Annotated in this window: 12 protein-coding genes; 9 read left to right on the top strand and 3 right to left on the bottom strand. The window is 69.9% G+C overall.

Going from position 1 to position 16027, the window contains the following annotated elements; translation table 11 throughout:
• The first annotated feature begins 5 nt into the window (after positions 1–5).
• The 6 genes from P2Q00_RS13535 to P2Q00_RS13510 are packed head-to-tail and all read left to right on the top strand — an operon-like array spanning position 6 to position 8683.
• The gene (locus P2Q00_RS13535) at positions 6–926 is read left to right on the top strand and encodes a carbohydrate ABC transporter permease (RefSeq protein ID WP_275772668.1); all 921 of its coding nucleotides are present in this window, start codon (positions 6–8) and stop codon (positions 924–926) included.
• A complete protein-coding gene (locus P2Q00_RS13530) occupies positions 923–1834 on the top strand; it encodes a carbohydrate ABC transporter permease (RefSeq protein WP_275772667.1) in 912 nt (303 codons plus the stop codon). The genes P2Q00_RS13535 and P2Q00_RS13530 overlap by 4 nt, the downstream gene beginning before the upstream one ends.
• Positions 1835–1864: 30 nt before the next feature.
• A complete protein-coding gene (locus P2Q00_RS13525; protein ID WP_275772666.1) occupies positions 1865–3127 on the top strand; it encodes a glycoside hydrolase 5 family protein in 1263 nt (420 codons plus the stop codon).
• The gene (locus tag P2Q00_RS13520) at positions 3124–5121 is read left to right on the top strand and encodes an endo-beta-N-acetylglucosaminidase (RefSeq protein ID WP_275772665.1); all 1998 of its coding nucleotides are present in this window, start codon (positions 3124–3126) and stop codon (positions 5119–5121) included. The genes P2Q00_RS13525 and P2Q00_RS13520 overlap by 4 nt, the downstream gene beginning before the upstream one ends.
• A 45-nt stretch (positions 5122–5166) precedes the next feature.
• Positions 5167–8187: an alpha-mannosidase gene (locus P2Q00_RS13515; protein ID WP_275772664.1), complete on the top strand. Its 3021-nt coding sequence runs from the start codon at positions 5167–5169 to the stop codon at positions 8185–8187.
• A 28-nt stretch (positions 8188–8215) separates the two neighbouring features.
• Positions 8216–8683 carry a DUF4231 domain-containing protein gene (locus tag P2Q00_RS13510; RefSeq protein ID WP_275772663.1) on the top strand — a complete coding sequence of 156 codons (468 nt, stop codon included), beginning with the start codon at positions 8216–8218 and terminating at the stop codon, positions 8681–8683.
• 63 nt (positions 8684–8746) lie between these two features.
• Here P2Q00_RS13510 and P2Q00_RS13505 read toward each other — a convergent pair whose 3' ends face one another.
• The 3 genes from P2Q00_RS13505 to P2Q00_RS13495 form a co-directional block, all read right to left on the bottom strand.
• Positions 8747–10996, bottom strand: coding sequence for a caspase, EACC1-associated type (locus P2Q00_RS13505; protein ID WP_275772662.1), 2250 nt, complete (start codon positions 10994–10996; stop codon positions 8747–8749).
• Positions 10993–11376, bottom strand: a complete 384-nt coding sequence (locus P2Q00_RS13500) for a hypothetical protein (RefSeq protein ID WP_275772661.1) — start codon at positions 11374–11376, stop codon at positions 10993–10995. The genes P2Q00_RS13505 and P2Q00_RS13500 overlap by 4 nt, the downstream gene beginning before the upstream one ends.
• Before the next feature lie 149 nt (positions 11377–11525).
• Entirely contained in the window at positions 11526–12227 is a 702-nt protein-coding gene (locus P2Q00_RS13495) for a FadR/GntR family transcriptional regulator (RefSeq protein WP_275772660.1), read from the bottom strand.
• A 164-nt stretch (positions 12228–12391) separates the two neighbouring features.
• On the opposite strand from P2Q00_RS13495, the gene P2Q00_RS13490 reads away from it, so the two are divergent.
• Genes P2Q00_RS13490 through P2Q00_RS13480 form a run of 3 tightly spaced genes read left to right on the top strand, consistent with a single transcriptional unit; the run spans position 12392 to position 16003 of the window.
• On the top strand, positions 12392–13465 hold the full coding sequence (locus P2Q00_RS13490; RefSeq protein WP_275772659.1) for a sugar ABC transporter substrate-binding protein: 1074 nt from the start codon (positions 12392–12394) through the stop codon (positions 13463–13465).
• Positions 13462–14982 (top strand): sugar ABC transporter ATP-binding protein, encoded by a 1521-nt coding sequence (locus P2Q00_RS13485; RefSeq protein WP_275772658.1) that lies wholly within the window; start codon positions 13462–13464, stop codon positions 14980–14982. Before P2Q00_RS13490 ends, P2Q00_RS13485 begins: the two co-directional genes overlap by 4 nt.
• A complete protein-coding gene (locus P2Q00_RS13480; protein ID WP_275772657.1) occupies positions 14975–16003 on the top strand; it encodes an ABC transporter permease in 1029 nt (342 codons plus the stop codon). Before P2Q00_RS13485 ends, P2Q00_RS13480 begins: the two co-directional genes overlap by 8 nt.
• The last annotated feature ends 24 nt before the right edge of the window (positions 16004–16027 follow it).

The raw sequence follows: 16027 nt of genomic DNA, 5'->3' as shown, positions 1-16027 counted from the left end.
CCGCGATGGCCACCTCTGCCGTGTCCCGGGTGCGAAGTGCGAGGGGCATGAGGCGCGTGCGGCGTCAACTGCCCACCAGCCCCTGGCTGTTCGCCGCCCCCGGACTGCTGATCACCGGCGTGTTCGTCCTCTACCCGTTCGTCTCCACGCTGGCCAACGCCTTCACCGACCGCCGCACCCTGATCCCGGGCCACTTCGTGGGCCTCGCCAACTTCCGCGAGCTGCTCCACGACGACATGTTCTGGACCGGACTGCGCAACAGCACGCTCTACGTCCTTGGGGTCGTCCCCGCGCTCGTACTCCTGCCCCTGCTGCTCGCGCTGCTGGTGCAGAAGAACATCCCCGGCATCACCTTCTTCCGGTCCGCCTTCTACACCCCCGTCGTCGCCTCGATCGTCGTCGTCGGGCTCATCTGGGTGTGGCTGCTCGACGAACGCGGCCTGATCAACTCCCTGTTGGAGACGATCGGCATCGGCCGGGTCGGCTTCCTCAGCGACCAGTGGCTGCTTCTGCTGAGCGCCATGGCCGTCACCGTGTGGAAGGGCCTCGGTTACTACATGATCATTTATCTGGCGGCGCTGGCGAATGTCCCGCGCGAGCTGCACGAGGCCGCCGCCGTCGACGGTGCGGGCGCGGTGCGCCGCTTCCTCACGGTCACCGTCCCGGCCGTCCGCTCCACCATGGTCCTGGTCGGCGCGCTCTCCTCGGTCGCCGCCTTCAAGGTGTTCTCCGAGGTGTACCTGATGGCGGGCCCCAGCGGCGGGCCGGCCGGCGAGGACACCACCCTCGTCATGCTCGTCCAGCGCACCGGCACCGGCCTCACCGGCCGTGTCGGCTACGCCTCCGCCCTCTCCGTCGTCGTCTTCGTCGTCACCGTGGCGCTGATGCTGCTCGTCCTGCGCGCAGATCGGAGGGACGAGACATGAGCGTCGCTGAGAAGGTACGGCCCGTGCAGCAGCCGACTGCCGTACGGGAGCCCCGCGTTCGGGTCACCGACGAGCACGGCCGCCGCATCCGGGTCTGGGAACTCGCCCTGCGCTACGTCCTGTTGCTCGCCGTACTCGCCCTGACCGTCGGCCCCTTCCTGTGGCAGCTGTCGACCTCGCTCAAGGGGCCGACCGAGGACATCTACAGCTCCCCGCCCAGCTTCCTGCCCGGACACCCCACCCTGCACAACTACGAACGGGTCGCGGACACCATCCCGGTGTGGGACTACGCCTTCAACTCGCTGAAGGTCGCCACCGCCAACGTCGTGACCAACTGCGTCGGTTCGGCCCTCGCCGGCTACGCCCTGGCCCGGCTGCGCTACCGCGGCCGCCGCGTCGCCACCCTCGCCTTCATCCTGGCGATGCTCGTGCCGGTGGAGGGCATCATCATCGCCCAGTTCACGACCATGCGGGAGCTCGGCCTCAACAACACCCTCGTCGGTGTCGTCCTGCCGGGCTGCATCGGCGCCATGAACGTGCTGCTGATGCGCAACGCCTTCCTCAACCTCCCGTACGAGATCGAGGAGGCGGCCTACGTCGACGGCGCCAACGCATGGCAGCGGTTTCTGCGCATCGCCCTGCCGTCGGTGAAGGGGACCCTCGCCGTCGTCGCCATCTTCGCGTTCATGGGCGCCTGGGACGACTTCCTGTGGCCGCTCATCGTGTTGAGCGACCCCTCCAAGTTCACCCTGACCATCGGCCTCAACTACCTGCACGGCACCTTCGCGGGCGACGAACGGCTCGTCGCCGCGGGCACGGTCATCGCCGTCGCACCGCTGATCGCCCTCTTCGCCTGTCTGCAGCGGTACTTCTTCCGCGGGGTGGGCGAGGGGGCCGTCAAGGGCTGACCCCCGCCATCGAGCATCAAGGACTTCCGTATGCCTCCTGCCGTGCGCTTCGGCGTCAACTACACCCCCAGCGAAGGGTGGTTCCACCACTGGCTCGACTTCGACCTCGACTCCGTACGCGCCGACCTCGACTCCATCGCGACCCTGGGCCTGGACCACATCCGGGTCTTCCCGTTGTGGCCGTACTTCCAGCCCAACCGGTCGCTGATCCGGCCACGGGCCGTCGAGCAGCTCGTCTCCCTGGTGGACGCCGCCGCCGAGCGCGGACTCGACGTCAACGTGGACGCTCTGCAAGGCCACTTGAGCAGCTTCGACTTCCTGCCGGCGTGGACGCGTACCTGGCACCGGCGCAACCTCTTCACCGACCCGGACGTGCTCGACGGCCAGGCCGCCTATCTGCGCACCCTCGCCGCCGCCCTCGCGGACAGGCCGGGATTCCTCGGCATGACCCTCGGCAACGAGGTCAACCAGTTCTCGGCGGGCCCGCACCCCGACCCCGACCGTGCCACCGAGGCACAGATCGACGCCTGGCTGGAGCGCATGCTCGCCGCCTGTGAACAGGGCGCCCCGGGCAAGCTGCATCTGCACGCCGAGTATGACGCCACCTGGTATCAGGACGACATGCCGTTCACCCCGGCCCAGGCCGCCCGGCACGGTGCCGTCACCGCCGTACATTCCTGGGTCTTCAACGGCACCGCCCAGCGGCACGGCCGCACTGCCGTCCCCACCGAACACCACGCCGCCTACCTCGTCGAACTCAGCAAGGCCTGGGCCGAGGACCCCCACCGCCCCGTCTGGCTCCAGGAGGTCGGCGCACCCGCACCCCTGGTCCCGCCCGAGCACGCCGCCGCCTTCACCGAGGCGACCGTCGCGAACGCCCTGGACTGCCCCGACCTGTGGGGCATCACCTGGTGGTGCTCGCACGACGTGTCCCGGGACCTCGCCGACTTTCCCGAACTCGAATACGGGCTGGGCCTGTTGACCAACGACCGGCGCGCCAAGGACACCGCACGGGTACTGGCGGAGGCTGCGGCGCGCGCTGACGCGTACACCCCGCCCGCACCCCGCACCACGGCACTCGTCGTCCCCGCCGACCCTGCTGCACGCTCGCTCTGCGCGCCCGGCGGAGCGGTCTTCGACGCCTACTTCCGGCTGACCGCCGACGGCGCCAGGCCCACCACCGTCCTCGACACCCGCGCGGACGACAAGGACCACCTTGCCGAGCGCGGCATCACCGAAGTCGTCACTCCCGAACAGGTACTCCACACCCCACAAGGAGGAACCAGCTCGTGAACCCCACCAGACGCACCGTCCTGCTCGCCGGCGCCGCGGCCGCGCTGCTGCCGCCGCTGCCCGCCTTCGCGGTGCCGCAGACCGCCGCGGCCACTCCGCCGTACGCCTCCTACTGGTACCCGGATTCGCTGCCCTCGGGTACTCCCGGCACCGGCATCACCTGGCGCAGCCTGAAGTCCTGGACGGCCGACACCGACACCGACCTCGCCTTCAACGCAGCCTCCGTCCCGCTCGCGCCGCGCTTCACCCCGACCCCGGCGAACAGCACCGCCCGCTCCGGACAGGCCCGCATCCAGTCGCTGGTCTCCTTCGGGCCGACGTCGGGCAACCCCTCGCAAGGCTCGGCGACCGCCGACTACTACGCCCTCACGCACTGGGCGTACCTCGACGAGCTGGTGTTCTGGGGCGGCTCGTCGGGGGAAGGGCTGATCCTCGCGCCGAACGCGCCGATCGTGGACGCCGCCCACCGGCACGGCGTCCCGGTCCTCGGCAATATCTTCCTGCCGCCGACCGCCTATGGCGGGCAGTTGCAGTGGACGCGGGACCTGGTGCAGAAGGACTCCTCCGGGCGCTATCTGCTGGCCGCCCAACTCGTGGCCGTCGCCGCCGCGTACGGCTTCGACGGTTGGTTCGTCAACGCCGAGACCGGTGGCGGGAACGCCGCGCTGGGTGCCGACATGCTCGGCTTCGTCAAGGAGCTGAAGTCGCTCGCCGCCGCGCGGGGGCAGCGGGTGACCTGGTACGACGCGATGACCGTGAACGGCACGGTGAGCTGGCAGGGCGCGCTCGACAGTCAGAACCAGGCGTTCTTCCAGGCTGCCGACGACATGTTCGTGGACTTCCGGTGGAGCGCGGGCACCCTCGCCTCGTCCGGGGCGAAGGCCGACCAACTCGGGCGTAATCGCTACGAGTTGTGGGCGGGTGTCGATGTCGAGTCCAACGGGTCGAACACTTCGGTCAGTTGGGACGCGATCGTGCCGAGGAGTAAGGCGCATGTCACGTCGATCGGCTTCTACCGGCCCGAGTGGACCCGCAACCACTTGCCGGCGTCCCGGACTCCGGGTGACTTCCACGCCGTCGACGACCGATTCTGGACCGGCCGGTCGCTGGATCCCTCGCGGCCGGACGCCTCCGATCCCTGGCGGGCGCCCGCGGTGTCGGTCGCGGACCGGTCGACGGTCTCCGGGGTACCGTTCGCGAGCGTGTTCAACACCGGTCACGGGCTGCGGTGGTACGAGGACGGGGCGGTCACCTCGGACGCGCCCTGGAATCACCTCGGGTTGCAGGACCGGCTGCCGTCGCGGCGGTGGGTGGTGCGGACGGAGGGGCAGCGGCCTGCTGTTTCGTTCGACTTCGCGGACGCGTGGCGTGGTGGCAGCAGCGTGCTGGTGGACGGTGAACTGGACGAGCCCACGACGGTGGAGTTGTACGCGACACGGCTGCCGATCGCTGTTGACACGGTTGTCGAGCTGACGCATCGGACCGACGCGGGGGCTGTGAACGTCGAGCTCGCCGTGGCCACCGCCGAGCCGAGCGCTCCGGGTGCGACACCGCCGTACGCATATCTGCCTGTGAACTCGGTCAACGGCTGGCAGACCGTGACCGTCCCGCTCACAGGGCTCGAAGGCACCGTCCATGCCATCGGCGTGCGGCTCACCGCGACCGACGGGCCTGTGAAGTGGCGCCTCGGCGGGCTGGCGGTCCGCGACACCGCCGACACGCCCGACGCCCCCTCCGGCCTGCACATCACCGCCGCCTCGGGAGGCGACCTGCGCCTCGCCTGGAACCCCGCCCCCGGCGACGTACGCCACTACACCCTGCACCGTCTCCTGTCCGACGGCACCCGGCGCTTCCTCGGAGCCACCGGCCAGCGGGCCTACTTCCTCGCCGGCCTGAAGCCTGAACAGGGCGAGTCCCAGGCGCGGTTCGAGCTGCGTGCCGTGGGGGAGCTGTACACCTCGTCGGACCCCGTCACCGTGACCCACACCTGGTAACCACCCACCACCGGAAGACCCCGGTAGACCTACGGAGCACCCCGCATGCATGACGACCGCAGCCTGGTCGAGGCCCGTCTCAAGCGCGTTCTCGACGAGCGCATCCGCCCCGCCGTGTACCCCGAGTCGGTGCCGCTGGAGGTGGCGGTGTGGCACGCGCCAGGCGAGCCCGTGCCGGTGGTGGAGGGGCTGGCCGCCGAGCCCGTGCCGATCGCAGTGGGCGCCCGGTGGGGTGCTCCGTGGGGGACCAGCTGGTTCCGTGTCACCGGGACGGTCCCCGAGACATGGGCCGGCCGGACCGTCGAGGCGATCCTGGACCTCGGTTTCGACGAGAACATGCCCGGTTTCCAGTGCGAGGGCCTGGTCTACCGGCCCGACGGCACCCCGGTGAAGGGTCTCAACCCGCGCAATCAGTGGGTGCGCGTCGGTGCACCCGTCGTCGGCGGCGAGGAGGTGCGCCTGCACGTCGAGGCCGCCTCCAACCCCGTCATCCTCGACTATCACCCCTTCCTGCCCACGCAGTTGGGCGACAAGGAGACCGCCGGCAGCGAACCCCAGTACATCCTCGCCCGCATGGACCTCGCCGTCTTCGACGAGACGGTGTGGCAGCTGGTGATCGACCTGGAGGTCCTCGGCGAGCTGATGGCCGAGCTGCCCGTGGAGTCGGCCCGGCGCTGGGACATCCTGCGGGCGGTGGAGCGCGCGCTCGACGCGGTGGACCTGCAGGACGTCAACGGCACGGCGGGTGCGGCCCGTTCACGCCTCACCGGCGTTCTCGCCGCACCTGCCGCCCCCTCCGCACACCGCATCAGCGCCGTCGGCCACGCGCACATCGACTCGGCATGGCTGTGGCCGCTGCGCGAGACGGTCCGCAAGGTCGCCCGTACGACCTCCAACATGACCGCGCTCCTCGACGACGAGCCCGACTTCGTCTTCGCCATGTCGCAGGCCCAGCAGTGGGCGTGGGTGAAGGAGCACCGGCCCGAGGTGTGGGCGCGGGTGAAGAAGGCAGTGGCGGACGGGCGGTTCGTGCCGGCCGGCGGCATGTGGGTGGAGTCGGACACCAACATGCCGGGCTCGGAGGCGATGGCCCGTCAGTTCGTGCACGGCAAGCGGTTCTTCCTCGACGAGTTCGGCATCGAGAACGAAGAGGCCTGGCTGCCCGACACCTTCGGCTTCGCCGCCGGGCTCCCGCAGATCATCAAGGCCGCGGGCTCCAAGTGGCTGCTGACGCAGAAGATCTCCTGGTCCCAGACCAACAGGTTCCCGCACCACACCTTCCGTTGGGAGGGCATCGACGGCACCCGGATCTTCACGCACTTCCCGCCCGTCGACACCTACAACTGCTCCATGAAGGGCAGCGAAATCGCCCACGCGGCAAGCAACTTCAAGGACAAGGGCGTCGCCCGCCACTCCCTCGCGCCGACCGGCTGGGGCGACGGAGGCGGCGGCACGACCCGCGAGATGGTCGCCAAGGCGGCCCGCCTCCGCGACCTGGAGGGCTCGGCGACCGTCGGCTGGGAGACCCCGCGGGAGTTCTTCGAGAAGGCCGAGGCCGAATACCCCGAACCGCCCGTCTGGGTGGGCGAGCTCTATCTCGAACTCCACCGTGCCACCCTCACCAGCCAGGCGAAGACCAAGCAGGGCAACCGCCGCAGCGAACACCTCCTGCGCGAGGCCGAACTCTGGGCCGCCACGGCCGCCGTACGCACCGGATTCCCTTACCCGTACGAGGAGTTGGACCGGATCTGGAAGACGGTGCTGCTGCACCAGTTCCACGACATCCTGCCCGGCTCGTCGATCGCGTGGGTGCATCGGGAGGCGCGGGCGACGTACCGGCGTCTCGCCGCCGAGCTGGAGGCGATCACCGAGGCGGCCCAACAGGCCCTGGCGGGCGAGGGATCGATGCCGGTCGTCTTCAACTCCGCCCCGCACGCCCGTCACGGCATCCCGGCCGGCGGCGCGGGGACGGCGACCGCCGAAGGCAGGACGACATCGACCCCGCGCCCCGAGGGCGGGCACCTCCTGGACAACGGCCTGCTGCGGATCGCGATCGACGCCCAGGGCCTCGTCGTATCGGCCTACGACATCGAAGCCGACCGGGAGACGATCGCCCCGGGCCGGGCGGCCAATCTCCTCCAGCTCCACCCCGACTTCCCGAACATGTGGGACGCCTGGGACGTGGACGAGTTCTACCGCAACACCGTCACCGACCTGACGGAGGCCGACGAGGTGGCCCTCGGCGAGGACGGCGCGTCGGTGCGGATCGTACGGTCCTTCGGGGCCTCGCACGTCACGCAGGTGCTGTCGCTGCCGCCGGGGGAGCGGCGGCTGGTGCTGGACACGGAGGTGGACTGGCACGAGACGGAGAAGTTCCTGAAGCTCGCCTTCCCGCTGGACGTGCATGCCGAACGGTATGCGTCGGAGACCCAGTTCGGGCACTTCCACCGGCCCACGCACACCAACACCTCCTGGGAGGCCGCCAAGTTCGAGGCCTGCAACCACCGCTTCGTCCACTTCGAGGAACCCGGCTGGGGTGTCGCCGTCGTCAACGACTCGACGTACGGCCACGACGTGACCCGCACGGTCCGCACCGACGGAGACCGCGGTACGACCACCACGCTCCGGGTGTCGCTGCTGCGCGCCCCGCGCTTCCCGGACCCGGAGACCGACCAGGGCATGCATCGCTTCCGGCATGCGCTGGTGCCGGGGGCGGGGATCGGGGACGCGGTGCGGGAAGGGTGGCGGATCAATGTGCGGGAAGGGTCGGTCAACGGGGCAGGTGAAGTCGCTCCGTTGGTGACGGTCGATCATGAGTCGGTCGTGGTGACTGCGGTCAAGCTCGCCGACGACGGCAGCGGCGACGTGGTGGTTCGTTTCCACGAGGCCCACGGGGGTCGCGCCCGGGCCACGTTGACGGCCGGCTTCGAGGTGGCGGGCGTGACGGAGACGGATCTGCTGGAACGGCCGGTGCCCGAAGCGGCGGTCGAGCGGGGTGAGGGAGACCAGGTCGGTGTGCGGCTGCGCCCCTTCCAGCTGGTGACCTTGCGGTTCCGGCGGGCCTGACACGGCCCGGCGCAGGCATGATGTGCCGATGAGAAGAAGAACGATCACCGACCGGGACTGGGCCGCCGCGCCGGATCCCGTACTGGCGCTCGCGCAGCAGGACTTGGCGTTCTACGCCCGTACCCGGGACCGGTCGCGACGCATGCACTACGCGACGGAACTTGGCGCCCTCGCCGCCACCTCCTCGACGGTGGTGGCGGCGGGGCTGCACGCCCCGGCGTGGCTGACTGCCCTGATCGCGGGCGGTGCCGTCTTCTTCACGGGCGTGCGCCAGCTGTTCAGCCCCGCCGCGCGATGGGTCGTCGGCGGGCAGTCCCACGAGTCGTTGCGGCGGGCCGTCGACCGCTACCGGCTGCTGCCGCCCGCGGAACGCGACGCCGCGGCGCGAGCCGCGCTGCAGACGGCGATCGAGGAGGTGGGCGGCAACGAACTCCGGGAGTGGTCCGAGACCCAGGGCCAACGCGGGGAGCCGCCCGTGCCGACACCGGGCGGCTGATCGAGATGCCGTCCTGTGTTCTGCTGCCGGCCGGCCAGGTCGTCGCCCGTCGGGTAATCACCGTCAGCCGGCAAGAACCGCTTCCATCACCTTCCGGGCGATGGGAGCGGCCAGTTCGCCGGTGATCGCATCGGGATGGGCGGCGTCGCCCTCGATGAGGACGGCGACGGCCACGCGGGGACGGCTGCCGGTCATGGCGTAGGAGATGAACCAGGCGTACCAGCGGTCGGCCTTGTCCACGTGCTCTCTGGTGACGCCGGACTTGCCACCCACTGCCGCGCCGCTGATCCGGGCCTTCGCTCCGTTGCCGCTCGTGACGACCGTCTGCATGATCAGCTGCAGTTGACGGGCGTTTTCCGAGCTGAGGGGCTGTCCGTAGCGTGTGAGGACGTGCTTGTCGGGGGCGCCGTCGGCCGGCCGGGTCTCCTCGACGAGGTAGGGCTTCATGAGCTTCCCGTCGTTGGCGATCGCCGCTGCGACCATGGCCATCTGGAGCGGAGTCGCGGTCGTGTCGAACTGGCCGAGGGCCGAGAGCGCGGTCTGCTGCCGGTCCATCGTGGTGGCGAAGTTGCTTCGGGCGGCCGGGATGGGAACGGACAACTGGTCGTTGAAGCCGTACTTCTCGACCTGAACGAGCAACTTGCGGCCGCCCAGGTCCGCACCGATCTTGCCGAAGACGGTGTTGCAGGACACCCGCAGGGCCGTCTGGAGGGAGGCGTCACGACATGGCAGGTCACCGTCGTTGCGGAGTTCGACCTTGCTGTCGGGCAGGGTGTAGGGGAGGGGTGAGTCGGTGGCTTCGGTGACGGACTGGTACAGGCCCTCCTCCAGGGCGGCGCCAGCGGTGACGACCTTGAACGGGGAGGCGGGTGGGTAGGCCTGGCCCAGCGCGCGGTCGAGAAGAGGTCTGTCTCGGTCGGTGTTGAGGTCGTTCCAGGCCTGCTTGTCACTCCGGGTACCGCCGGTGACCGTGTTCGGATCGTACGAAGGGGTGCTGACCAGGGCGAGGATCGCGCCGGTCGTGGGATTGAGGGCGACCACGGCGCCTTTGTCCCGGCCGAGGCCTTGGAAGGCGGCCTGCTGGGCGGTGGCACTGATGGTGGTGAGTACGTCGTTGCCCTTCGCGTGGTTGCCGGCGGTCAGAACGGAGTTCTCGGCCTTCTCCAGGAGGCTGGTCCCGTGGGTGTGGGAGGCGTAGCCGGTGACGGCCGCGTAGAGCGGACCCTCGGTGTAGGTGCGCTGGTAGCGAGGGTCGTGCCCGGTGTCCTTGTTGCCGGTGACGGCCTTGCCGCCGACGAGGATGTTGCCGCGGGGGCGGTCGAAGGGACCGGTCGCTCCACTGCCTGAGGATCCGGAGCGGTTGGTGAGCAGCAGGCTCAGGGTGAGGGTGCCGGCGGTGAGGAGAGCGGCGAGGACGATGGCGCGTGTTCGGGTCAGCCGCGGTCTCGGGAGGCGTGAGCGGATCGGCGCGGTCACTGTCGGGGCCGGTACGGGGAGGGCCGGGGTGGACGGTTGCGGGCGCCGCGGCGCGTGGGCGATCGGGATGTCGCCCCGACTGCCGAACATCCAGAGCTGCGGGTTCTGGTGCGGTGTGACCTCGCGGACGCGGTCGCCGACGTATTCGGCCAGTTCGGCCAGCCCCACAACGCCGTCGCCGCCCAGGTCGGCCGCGCCGGTGCGCAGGCCTTCGACGAGCGCTCCGGTGAACAGGGACGGCCCGCGTCGTCCTGAGGGTCGCCCCGCCACGTGGTCGCCCTCGAAGGCGTACTCCACGGCACTGGTGGCGGTGAGCACCGCACGGCCGCGCCCGCCGACCGTGCGACGCAGGGCGGTGAAGCTGTCCTCGACGTGGACGTCGTCGTCCGCCCTGCTGACCAGGCCGCGCTCGAACGCCCCGGCGTAGCAGCAGTCGAGAAGGAGTGCTGCCCGCTGCGCCCTGCTACGCATCATCAGCCGTCCGACGTACTCGGCGGGGACGGCCGTGGATTCCAGGCGGGTGTGCACGGTGTCGGAGGCCGCGAGAAAGAGCCGTCCGATGTCGTCCTTCAGCCCGTGTCCGGCGAAGTGCAGCAGCAGGACGTCGCCCGGCGCTCGGTCGGCGAAGAAGTCCTCGATCCTGCGGCGCAGGACGTGCGAGGACGGGTTGTCCAGCACGCCGAGGGTGAAGTCGCCGATTGCCGGATCGCCGAGTACCCGGGCGAGTTGTCTCGCGTCACGTGTCGGGGCCCACAGGCTGCGCAACTCGCTGTGCTGGTAGGTGGCGGTGGCTACGAGGAGAGCGTGCCGACCGGAGCCGAGCTTCGGTTGCGTCATGGCCTGTCACGGGTGACGGCGGCCAGCCAGGCGTTGGCGAGGCGGCGCTGTTCCGCGCTGTCCACTCCGGTGACCTCGAGCCGATGACCGTTGATCTCCAGGACGGCGGTTCCTCGGCTGGTCCGGCCCAGCCAGTCGCGTACGACCGTGACTACTTGGACGAGCAACGGGATCGTCGGCTCCAGGACGACCGCCAGGGCGCCCATGATCTCGACGACGTCCGCCCGGGTGCCTTCCGGCGCGGGTCCGGCGGTTCGTGGCCCGACGCGGGCGACGCTCAACTCAAGGAGATCGGAGCGGAGTCCCTCGATCTGCGTGGGCACAATGTCCGAGTCCTGGTCGTCACCTGCGACGGCGATGAGGCTCAACTCTGTGGGCATGGTGGGCGTCTCCTCCCCCTGCGGAGCCGACAGGAGCTCAGTGTGGCATCCGGCCGGTCCGGAAGGGGAGATACAGCCATCTGTCCTGCAAACGCCTAGATCTGATGAGAAGTTGGGTCCGAATGCGACTTGCAGACCCGACCGGCGCCCTACCCCGCGAGCTGCGACCGCAGCCACTCCTCCACTTCCCCCACATGCGCGGCCGCGGCCGCCCGCGCCGCCTCCGGATCGTGTGCCACCAGCGCCCGGTGGATCGCCGCGTGCTCCCGCCGGGTCCGGTCGAAGGCGCCCTCTTCCTGGTAGCCCCGCCACACCCGGGCGCGGAACGTTCGCGACGACAGGCCCTCCAGGATGGCCGCCATGGTGTCGTTGCCCGCGGCCGCCGCGATCTCGCGGTGGAAGGCGAGGTCGTGGGCGATGATCTCCTCGGGGTCCTCGGTGGCGTTCATCGCCATCAGGTGCTTCTCCACCTCGGCCAGCTGATCCGGCGTGATACGGGCGGCGGCCAGCGCCGTCGCCGTCGACTCCAGGATGCGGCGCACCTCCAGGAGCTCCACCAGACGCGGGCCCCGGGACAGATCGGCGACCACGCCGAAGGTCTCCAGCAGGTCACCGGCCTCCAGCTGCGTGACGTAGATGCCGGAGCCATGGCGGGCCTCCAGCACGCCGAGCACCGTGAGCGCGCGGATCGCCTCGCGCATGGAGCTTCGGGAGATGCCGAGCTGGGCGGCGAGGTCACGCTCGGTGGGCAGGCGCTGGCCGGGCTCCAGACGGCCCTCCCCGATCATGGCCTTGATCTGCTCGATGGCGCGCTGCGTCACGGTGCCCTTCTGTGGGGCTGTCTCGTCCACGCCATTCCTCCACTCACCGGGTGCGCCGCAGTCTAACCGGCAAGGTGGTCGGACCACTATGGCTCGAATCCAGGGAAATCTGTCGCCTGAGGCTGTTCTTTCGGCAGAGTGGTCTGATAAGTATGCGGGCATCTGCTCGAACACGCTCAACGAGGAGCCGCCAGATGCCCGGCAGGACAGTGAGGAAGCGGAACAGGTTTCGAATGATCGGTGTGCTGGCCGTGGCAGCGGGCGCCTCGCTCGCCCTCGCCGCGTGCGGAAGCACCAAGGACACCGGGGGCTCCGGCAGTGCTGGAGGCGGCGGCACCGGCAAGGTCGGGGTGATCCTGCCGCTGCTGACCTCGCCGTTCTGGCAGTCGTACAACGACTACGTGCCGAAGATGGCGAAGTCCGAAGGTGTCGACGCCCTCAAGACGGTCAACTCCAACAGCGACCCCTCGCAGCAGATCACCGACATCAACAACCAGCTCAACCAGGGCGTGAAGGGATTGGTCGTCGCCCCGCTGGACAGCGCCGCCATCGAGGCCGGCCTCGACCAGGCCGATCGCAAGGGCGTGCCGGTCGTCGCCGTCGACGTGGCGCCGGACAAGGGCAAGGTCGCCATGGTCGTACGCGCCGACAATGTCGCGTACGGCACCAAGGCCTGCGACTACCTCGGCCAGCAGGTCACCAGCGGCAAGGTCGTGCAGATCATGGGCGACCTGGCCTCGGTCAACGGCCGTGACCGCTCCGAGGCCTTCCGGTCCTGCGTGAAGACCAAGTACCCCAAGCTCAAGGTCCTGGAGATCCCCGCCAAGTGGGAGTCCGACACCGCGGCCTCCAAGCTCGACACCCTGCTGAACGCCAACCCCGACATCAAGGGCATCTATATGCAGGCCGGTGGTGTCTACCTCGCGCCGACCCTGCAGACCCTCAAGGCGAAGAGCATGCTCAAGACGGTGGGCCAGAAGGGCCACATCGTCATCGTCTCCAACGACGGCATCCCGCAGGAGTACGACGCCATCCGCAAGGGCCAGATCGACGCGACCGTCTCCCAGCCCGCCGACGCCTACGCCAAGTACGGCATGTACTACATCAAGGCGGCGATGGAAGGTAAGACCTTCAAGCCGGGCCCGACCGACCACGACTCGACCATCGTCAAGCTGCCCAGCGGCATCCTCGAGGACCAGCTGCCCGCCCCGCTGGTCACCAAGTCCAACGTCGACGACCCCAAGCTCTGGGGCAACACGGTCAAATGAGCGTCCAGGAGAGCCAGTTGGTGCCCCTCGTCGAGGCGCGGGGCATCGTCAAGCGCTACGGTCCCACCACCGCCCTTGCCGACGGCCGGCTCACCGTGCTGTCCGGCGAGTCGCACGCCCTCGTCGGCCGCAACGGCGCCGGCAAGTCGACCCTGGTCACCGTCCTCACCGGACTCCAGGCGCCCGACGAGGGCACGGTCCGCTTCGACGGCGAGCCCGCGCCCCAGCTCGCCGACCGGGACGCCTGGCGCCGCAAGGTCGCCTGCGTCTATCAACACCCCACGGTCGTACCCGAGTTGACGGTCGCCGAGAACCTCTTCATCAACCGGCAGCCGCTGCACCGCGGCTTCATCAGCTGGCGTCGGCTGAAGACCGAGGCGGCCGCGCTCCTCGACACCTGGGACGTGCACGTCGACCCGGAGGCGCGCACCGCCGACCTCAAGGTCGAGGACCGCCAGATGGTGGAGATCGCACGGGCGCTCAGCTTCGGCGCCCGCTTCATCGTCCTCGACGAGCCGACCGCCCAGCTCGACAAGCGGGAGATCGAGCGGCTCTTCAGCCGCATGCGTGCGCTCCAGGACTCCGGCGTCACCTTCCTGTTCATCTCGCACCACCTCCAGGAGGTGTACGAGGTCTGCCAGACCGTCACCGTGCTGCGCGACGCCCGCTGGATCACCACGGCCCCCGTCGCCGACCTGCCGAGGGCGGCGCTGATCGAGGCCATGGCGGGCGAGTCCATGGAGACGATCGCCGAACAGGCCGTGCAGGAACAGATCGTCGACGACTCCGCTCCCGTACTCCTCGAAGTCCGCGGGCTCACCTCGGACGCGTACGACAGCGTCGACCTGACCGTCCGCCGCGGCGAAGTCGTCGGGCTCGCCGGCTCCAGCGCCAGCGGCAAGATCGAGCTGGCGGAGGCCATCGCGGGGTTGCGTGCACCCACCGCCGGAACGGCCCGACTGGACGGCGAGCGGCTGCAGTTCGGATCCGTGCAGGCCGCCCTGAAGGCCGGCATCGGCTGTGTCCCGCGCGACCGGCACGAGCAGGGCCTGGTCCGCGGGATGACCATCGGCGACAACGCCACCATGAGCGTCCTGGACCGGTTCGGCCGCTTCGGCTTCATCGGCACCGACCGCAAACGCGGCTTCGCCACCGAGCTGATCGACCGCCTCGACATCCACGCCGAGGGCCCCGAGCAGCCCGTCTCGGACCTGTCCGGCGGCAATGCGCAGAAGGTCGTCATGGCCCGCGCCCTCGCCTCCGACCCGCGACTGCTCGTCCTGATCAACCCCACCGCGGGCGTCGACGTGAAGTCCAAGGAGTCGCTGCTGGCCCGCGTGGACAGCGCCCGCGAGGACGGCACCGCGGTCCTGGTCGTCTCCGACGAACTCGACGACCTGCGGCGCTGCGACCGCGTCCTCGTCCTCTTCCACGGCCGCGTGGTCGCCGAGCACCCGGCGGGCTGGCGCGACCACGAGCTGATCGCCTCCATCGAAGGAGTGGACCACCATGGCTGACACCAAGGCGGCCGAGCCGCTCGCGCCGCTGAGCGCCCCCGTCGCGCGGTCGGCCAAGACGGTACTGCTGCGCCGGGCGCGCGAACTCGCCCTCGTACCCGCCCTGTTGCTCCTGATGGTGCTGGGCGCGGTGGTCAACGACGCGTTCCTCACCGAGCGTAACCTGATCTCCATCCTGGGCGCCTCCGCCGCGCTCGCCATGGTCGTCCTCGCCGAGTCCCTCGTGCTGATCACCGGCAAGTTCGACCTGTCCCTGGAATCGGTCGTCGGTATCGCGCCCGCCGTGGGAGCGCTCCTCGTGCTGCCGGCCGCGCAGTCCGGCTGGGGCACCGAACTCCCCCCCGGGCTCGCCCTGTTGGCGGTCCTGCTGGTGGGCGGGGCGGTCGGCGCCTTCAACGGCGTCCTGGTCGTCAAGTTCAAGCTCAACGCGTTCATCGTGACGCTCGCGATGCTGATCGTCCTGCGCGGTCTGCTGGTCGGCGCGACCAAGGGCAAGACGCTGTTCGGCATGCCCGACAGCTTCTACTCCCTGGCGACCACCACCTTCCTGACCGTCCCGATGTCGGTGTGGCTGGCGGCGGTGGCCTTCGCCGTCGCCGGGCTCGTCCTGAAGTACCACCGCGCCGGCCGCGCCCTGTACGCCATCGGCGGCAACGCGGACGCCGCCCGTGCGGCCGGGATCCGGGTCGACCGCGTGATGCTCGGCGTGTACGTCGCCGCCGGTGTCCTCGCGGCGGTCGGCGGGATCATGCAGACCGGGTACGTCGGCGCCATCAGCGCCAACCAGGGCCAGAACATGATCTTCACCGTGTTCGCGGCGGCAGTCATCGGCGGCATCAGCCTCGACGGCGGCAAGGGCACCATGTTCGGCGCCCTGACCGGCGTACTCCTGCTGGGTGTCGTACAGAACCTGCTCACCCTCGCCCAGGTGCCGTCCTTCTGGATCCAGGCCATCTACGGCGGAATCATCCTGGTCGCCCTCATGATCGCCCGTGTGACGACAGGCCGCGCACAGGACTGACCTCCTCCGCCCGACCTGCCCCCG

Source organism: Streptomyces coacervatus, from assembly GCF_029223485.1.
Lineage (GTDB): Bacteria > Actinomycetota > Actinomycetes > Streptomycetales > Streptomycetaceae > Streptomyces > Streptomyces coacervatus.
The sequence above is the reverse complement of the archived record's forward strand: the minus strand, read 5'-3'. Positions and strand labels throughout refer to the sequence as shown.

Coding starts and splice junctions, on each gene's coding strand:
- P2Q00_RS13535 (WP_275772668.1), top strand. CDS start 6: ATGGCCACCTCTGCCGTGTCCCGGGTGCGAAGTGCGAGGGGCATGAGG.
- P2Q00_RS13530 (WP_275772667.1), top strand. CDS start 923: ATGAGCGTCGCTGAGAAGGTACGGCCCGTGCAGCAGCCGACTGCCGTA.
- P2Q00_RS13525 (WP_275772666.1), top strand. CDS start 1,865: ATGCCTCCTGCCGTGCGCTTCGGCGTCAACTACACCCCCAGCGAAGGG.
- P2Q00_RS13515 (WP_275772664.1), top strand. CDS start 5,167: ATGCATGACGACCGCAGCCTGGTCGAGGCCCGTCTCAAGCGCGTTCTC.
- P2Q00_RS13510 (WP_275772663.1), top strand. CDS start 8,216: ATGAGAAGAAGAACGATCACCGACCGGGACTGGGCCGCCGCGCCGGAT.
- P2Q00_RS13505 (WP_275772662.1), bottom strand. CDS start 10,996: ATGACGCAACCGAAGCTCGGCTCCGGTCGGCACGCTCTCCTCGTAGCC.
- P2Q00_RS13500 (WP_275772661.1), bottom strand. CDS start 11,376: ATGCCCACAGAGTTGAGCCTCATCGCCGTCGCAGGTGACGACCAGGAC.
- P2Q00_RS13490 (WP_275772659.1), top strand. CDS start 12,392: ATGCCCGGCAGGACAGTGAGGAAGCGGAACAGGTTTCGAATGATCGGT.
- P2Q00_RS13485 (WP_275772658.1), top strand. CDS start 13,462: ATGAGCGTCCAGGAGAGCCAGTTGGTGCCCCTCGTCGAGGCGCGGGGC.
- P2Q00_RS13480 (WP_275772657.1), top strand. CDS start 14,975: ATGGCTGACACCAAGGCGGCCGAGCCGCTCGCGCCGCTGAGCGCCCCC.